The sequence below is a fragment of the Mycobacterium ostraviense genome, assembly GCF_002705925.1.
In the GTDB taxonomy this organism is placed as follows: Bacteria; Actinomycetota; Actinomycetes; order Mycobacteriales; family Mycobacteriaceae; genus Mycobacterium; species Mycobacterium ostraviense.
The window spans coordinates 1-1,236 of sequence record NZ_NKRE01000081.1; the positions used below are offsets into that span (position 1 = coordinate 1).

Genomic DNA, 1,236 nt, shown 5'->3' on the forward strand with positions numbered 1-1,236 from the left:
GCAGCAATCCGGCTACGACTATCAGCCAGATCACCAAACTGCGCACGCTGCCACAACGTGTAATCCACATACTGCACCACCAACGGCGCCCACCGCGGAGCCCGACCCGCACACCGAGCCCGATAAGCGAAACTCAGATCACCGAACATCGGCGTCAGCGACCACCCATCAAAAGCAATGTGGTGCATGGTTAGCGCCAGCACATACTGCTCGGGCCCCACCGAGTAGATTTGCGCACGAATCGGGACCTCCGCCGACAAATCAAACCGATACGCCGCCAGCGCCATCAATTCATCGGCCACATCGTGCTCCGGCAACGACGCCACCCCCGGGCCCCCGCGCCGCCACATCCCCGCCTGGGCCGACAGCACCTCCTGCGACGGCACACCGCCACTGTCGGGAAATATGGTGCGCAGCGTTTCGTGGCGGACCAGGACATCATCGAGGGCGGCATCAAGCGCCTCGACATCCAGCGCCCCGCTGATCCGAAAAGCGGTCGGCGTGTTGTACACCGGTGACGGCCCCTGCAACTGGGCCAGGAACCACAACCGGCTCTGCGCAAACGACAACGGAACCACACCGGGACGAACGACGGGCACCAACGCCGCCCGGCGGCTGTCAACCCTTCCGACATGCTGCACTAGCTGGCGAATCGCTGGCGCCTCGAACAGGTGGCGGACCGTGACGTGCGCATCGAGTGCTTCCTGTAGCGCGTCGATCACCCGCATCGCGGTAAGGGAATTGCCGCCCAGGTCGAAGAAGGAGTCGTCGACGCCGACGCGTTCGAGTCCGAGTACCTGGGCATAAATTCCGGCCAGGATTTCCTCGACCGGGGTGGCCGGAGCGCGGTAACGATCACCATCGCGGTACTGCGGTGCCGGCAGGGCGCGGGTGTCGAGCTTGCCGTTGACCGTCAACGGCAGCGCCGCCACCACCACCACCGCCGCCGGCACCATATAGGCGGGCAACCGTAGAGCCAGCGCGGCGCGGATCGCGGCCGGCTCAGCTGTCCCGGTGACATAACCCACCAGACGCTTCTCACCGGGGCGATCCTCGCGGGCAATGACCACCGCCTGCTTGACGCCGGCCGACTCGGCCAGCGCTGCCTGGATTTCGCCGAGTTCGATGCGGTAGCCACGGATCTTGACCTGCTCATCAGCGCGCCCCACATAACGCAACTGCCCATCAGCACCCCACCACACCAGATCCCCGGTGCGATACATCCGTCTTCCCGCA

Annotated in this window: 1 protein-coding gene; it reads right to left on the minus strand. The window is 65.2% G+C overall.

Features of this window, described 5'->3' with window-relative positions; genetic code table 11:
• The coding region (locus tag CDN38_RS27995; RefSeq protein WP_142361401.1) for a condensation domain-containing protein at positions 1-1,236 on the minus strand (1,236 nt) is incomplete at both ends.